A 4,292-nucleotide genomic window follows, 5' to 3' on the forward strand; every position below is an offset into this window, starting at 1 on the left:
GCATGGCAGCAGAAGCTATTGCGCTGGCAACGGCGGAAATCGGTGCCATCAGTGAGCGCCGTATCGCCCTGCTGGTTGATAAACACCTCAGTGGCCTGCCAGCCTTTCTGGTGGAAAACAGCGGCGTGAACTCTGGTTTTATGATTGCCCATAACACGGCGGCGGCACTGGCCAGCGAAAACCGCTGCCTGAGCCATCCGTCGGTAGCCGACAGTCTGCCAACATCCGCCAACCAGGAAGACCATGTGTCCATGGCAACTTACGGCGCACGTCGTTTGCGGGATATGAATGCCAATACGTCATCTATACTCGCCATCGAACTGCTTGCAGCGGCTCAGGGCGTGGATATGCGTCAGCCCAATAAGCCTTCTGCAGCTTTGCAGGATGCTATGGCAATCATCCGTGAACATGTACCGTTCTATGATAAAGATCGTTACTTCGGCCCGGATATTGAGGCGATTACCAAACTGGTGGCCAGCGGTGAACTGAATCAGTTTGTGGATGATGAACTGATGATGAGTTTCGCTTAACAGGCGATAAAAAGGCCGGTTATCCCCCAAAGGATAACCGGCCTTTTGCACCTTCCAAGCTAACTACAGACAGACTGTTCATCACTTAAAATAGTTTTATTGGCCAAAAGCTCACGCCTCATCTCAGGCTGGCTGGTTTTTCTGGAAAGCCAGATGGCTACGAAGGCCGGAGCAAACTGTTTATCCGCTATCGTACCCACCAGCATTCCATTGAAGTAAAAACGGCTGACACTGTCGCAGTCCACGTGAAGCTCCAGAGAGTCCTGCTCCGATACATCCGGCCATATGCTCTGCAGTGCTGCCATCCAGCGAATCGTTTTGGGTGTCGTGATACCCAAAGCCCGCCACTCCTTTGAGGTTTGTTCCACAAGGCTGTCTGCCGTGAAATCCCGCAAATAAGTAATTTTCAATCGCAGGGGTAAACGCCCTTGAGAATAGAAACCATCCTGCGTCAGCAGTTCGATATCGTAGATTGACCAGAACAGTATATTGAGCCGGGTTTTTCCCACCGTTTTAAAATCCGAACCGGCCCAGAGACTGCTACTTCCCAAAAGCAATATCACAACTATGCATCTGGGTATCATCCGTATGCCCTCACAAGCTTATCGTTGAGTTGGAAAAACAGTGGCAGAAGTACAGCCCATATCGCAGCAAGAGTGCACAAAGTGGGAAGTGTGCCATAACCCAAATCCACCGCCCCAAGCTGCACTCCAGCAAAATAGCTGGAAGGGCCACCAATGGCACCGAACAGCGCTGCGAGGAAAGGGGGTGAAGAAAGGAAACTCAGGCTATGGCGAAGGGTGGCTGCAAAACCGAACCAAAGCAGCAGCAACCAGCTCGGTAGAACCATTGCATCAGGGGGAGAATCAGGAAAGAGGTAAAACCCAGCCCAGAACAGGCCTTGATCAATGGTTATGCCGGTTCCGGCCACACCAGCTATCAGGAGAAACTCAGTCGCCTGCTTTCTGTGGAGATACCCATGCAAAACCAGCAGGGCGAGGGTCAGAGGTAAAAAATCGCCCCTTCCCCAAACGGCACTCAGCCAAATCAGGTAAAACCAGACGCCGTTCAGGAAAAGGTCGCGATTCCAGGCCATAGACAGATCAACATATTCGAGATATTTGTTAATCCTTACGTGCTATGACCGGATTGGGATCACATTGTGGGAGCCTAATTACACAGCCACATTACGCAGCTTCTGCATAAGTACCATTTTCAGGTTGCTCAGCAACACCCACTTTCTTCAGCGGGCTTGTGCGCTGAACCAGCAGGAACACACTCATCACTGCAGCCAGAACCTCCGCAAACAGCATGCTTCCCCAAACCCCATCCACAGGGAAGAACTTAGGCAGAATCAGCAGACCCAGCAGAACAAACACAAACCCACGGCTCAGGGAGAGCACGGTAGTGCGCTTAGCATCACCAGTGGATTGGAACAAAGTCGCCGTCACAATATTCAAACCCATCAAGGGTGGAATGAGGAAGTAGAAGCGCAGACCAAGGAAGAATGTAGGCAGGCCCAGTGCCAGAATACGACGAGCGTCTACCAGCTTATAACCACGAAACTTCAGTCTCAGAATGCCCTGGCCACGAACAAAGTGACTCATCAGGTAGCAGAACATCAGAACCTGAGCTAAGCCCGTTGCCAGCGCCGCACCTTTCACTCCCCAGCCAAACTGGAATATAAACAGGTAGTCGAACACCACATTCAACGCCGCACCTACGCACATGGCATACATCCCCAGACGTGGGTTGGTATCGTTGCGGATAAAGCAGGAAGCCACCCAGCCCAGAGAGTAAATCTCAAAGAACCACAACAGCGTGCCGAGGAAGTCAACGGTCAGGCCTGCAACCGTACCGGTGGCACCCATCAGATGGATAATGTCGTCCAGGAAAAACAGCGCAACAGCCACCAGCGTAAAGCTGATCATAAACGTCAGTTTCATAGACTGAACAAACAACGACTGTCCTTTCTCTTTATTGCCCTTACCCAGTTCGATAGACATCAAAGCCGCGCCGCCAACGCCCACCATCAGAGCTGCCGCTGTAAACAACGCAAAGAAAGGTGTTGCCAGATAAATAGCCGCAAGCGCTGTACAACTGGAGCTGATTAACGCACTGATCAAACTGGTGAACTCCGATATCTACCCCTGCGTACCGGAGAAAGGTTCTGTCGGTGCCAGTGGCGACCTTTCCCTCTGGCTCACATGAGCTGTGTGCTGCTGGGCGAAGGTCAGGCCTTTGTAGAAGGCAAGCCGGTATCCGCCCTGATTGAAGCTAACGCGATTTCTGATAACCCGCTGGTGTTTGCGGAGGAGGACACCATCATCTCCGGCGGTAACTTCCACGCAGAACCTGTTGCCATGGCAATCATCCGTGAGCATGTGCCTTTCTACGATAAGGATCGTTACTTCGGATCGGATATTGAGGCGATTACCAGACTGGTTACCAGCGGTGAACTGAATCAGTTTGTGGATGATGAACTGATGATGAGTTTTGCTTAAAAGCCTTATTTAGCCAATGATAGAAAAGAAAAGGCCGGTTATCCTGCAAGGGATAACCGGCCTTTTCTCATTTTGAGCGAATGACAAGTACCCGGATTATCAAAGTCATAGATACGGGAACTCGCCATAACTTGATATCCGTCTTCTGGAGTGCCATACCTTTCCCCCTGCCTCATGACAACGTGATGGTTGAGCTATGTTAAGAACGCACAAGAAACTGTGGTGGTTCTACGCCAGCTTTTTCCTCCTCAATTTGCAGATTTGTACAGACGCCCTGGCTGCAGGTGAATGCAACAAAGTAGAGCTGAAGGTTCCACTGGTGAATAAATATGGTGAACATGATTTTCTGGCTGCATGCCGTGAAGGAAATCTGGAAGCGGTGAACGTTTTTCTGAGTCAAGGCGACTTTGATATTAACAAATACTTTCCCAATAGAGGGTCTGGCACACATGTTCATGGCCTGTTTATGGCGACTATCAAAGGGCACGCTGAAGTGGTTCAGCGTTTAGTGGACGCAGGAGCACAGGTTAATAAAAAATGCTGGGGATACACGGTTTTGTTTGCGGCCGCTTACACTGCCCATATCGATGTCATTAAAGTCTTATTGAAGACTAAAAATATTGATGTGGATCAGGTACAAGACGGTAAAGAGCACCTTGGTGCCACAGCTTTGATACAAGCCATTAAGGATGGTCATGTCGAGATGGTCAAGCTCTTGCTCGAGACAGGCGCGGATCCATCAAAAGAGTGGTACGTTGATGAAAATTTTAGCAGGGCCCCACTGACTCTGGCAAAATTACTCTGGTATGATCAGCTCTTTTTTGGCTCTAGAAATAAACGTTTGGAATACACACAAATCATTGACTATCTCAAACAGGCAAGTCAGGTGCATACAGAGCAACGTCAAGCACCTCAACGTAGACGAAATACGAAGTCTGTTGAAGTCACCGCTGCCCCATCACAGGAGGCTATTGAAATGTCCATATTCAACGTACAGAGTGGTTCAAAGAAATAAACTCAGTCACCCAATGAGGCAGTCAGAAGATCCATGAGCACTGTGCAGACTTCGCTAACCTCGGCAATCGTTCCCACTGCATGAAAAGTACTGGGGGGAGAGTGTAAAGGGCGTGATACTGGAACTTGCTATAACTTGATATCCGTCTTGTGGAGTGCCATACCTTTCCCCCATGACTCATGACAGCTCGAGGGTTGAGCTATGTTAAGAACACACAAGAAACTGTGGTGGTTCTACGCCAGC

At 49.9% G+C, this 4,292-nt stretch carries 7 protein-coding genes; 4 read left to right on the plus strand and 3 right to left on the minus strand.

The genetic code is table 11. From position 1 onward, the window contains the following. A partial coding sequence (locus E1189_RS25485) for an aromatic amino acid lyase (protein WP_230460347.1) occupies window positions 1-530 on the plus strand: 530 nt, incomplete at its 5' end. A gap of 59 nt (window positions 531-589) precedes the next feature. Here the strand turns inward: E1189_RS25485 and E1189_RS11790 are convergent. The 3 genes from E1189_RS11790 to E1189_RS11800 all read right to left on the minus strand — a co-directional run bounded on the left by E1189_RS11790 (window position 590) and on the right by E1189_RS11800 (window position 2,656). Further along, window positions 590-1,039, minus strand: coding sequence for a chalcone isomerase family protein (locus E1189_RS11790; RefSeq protein ID WP_329602005.1), 450 nt, complete (start codon window positions 1,037-1,039; stop codon window positions 590-592). A gap of 71 nt (window positions 1,040-1,110) precedes the next feature. After that, window positions 1,111-1,626: a DUF2878 domain-containing protein gene (locus E1189_RS11795; protein WP_155160530.1), complete on the minus strand. Its 516-nt coding sequence runs from the start codon at window positions 1,624-1,626 to the stop codon at window positions 1,111-1,113. A gap of 91 nt (window positions 1,627-1,717) precedes the next feature. Beyond that, the gene (locus tag E1189_RS11800; protein WP_155160531.1) at window positions 1,718-2,656 is read right to left on the minus strand and encodes an MATE family efflux transporter; all 939 of its coding nucleotides are present in this window, start codon (window positions 2,654-2,656) and stop codon (window positions 1,718-1,720) included. Between the two features lie 4 nt (window positions 2,657-2,660). Here E1189_RS11800 and E1189_RS26355 point away from each other — a divergent pair, with 4 nt between their 5' ends. From E1189_RS26355 to E1189_RS11810, 3 genes are all read left to right on the plus strand, one after another. Continuing rightward, on the plus strand, window positions 2,661-2,741 hold the full coding sequence (locus E1189_RS26355) for an aromatic amino acid lyase (RefSeq protein ID WP_456238840.1): 81 nt from the start codon (window positions 2,661-2,663) through the stop codon (window positions 2,739-2,741). Beyond that, window positions 2,738-3,034, plus strand: coding sequence for an aromatic amino acid lyase (locus E1189_RS26360; protein ID WP_456238839.1), 297 nt, complete (start codon window positions 2,738-2,740; stop codon window positions 3,032-3,034). Before E1189_RS26355 ends, E1189_RS26360 begins: the two co-directional genes overlap by 4 nt. A 196-nt stretch (window positions 3,035-3,230) precedes the next feature. Continuing rightward, on the plus strand, window positions 3,231-4,049 hold the full coding sequence (locus E1189_RS11810) for an ankyrin repeat domain-containing protein (protein ID WP_155160532.1): 819 nt from the start codon (window positions 3,231-3,233) through the stop codon (window positions 4,047-4,049). Window positions 4,050-4,292: the final 243 nt, after the last annotated feature.

This window comes from Parendozoicomonas verongulae, assembly GCF_009711465.1.
In the GTDB taxonomy this organism is placed as follows: Bacteria; Pseudomonadota; Gammaproteobacteria; order Pseudomonadales; family Endozoicomonadaceae; genus Sansalvadorimonas; species Sansalvadorimonas verongulae.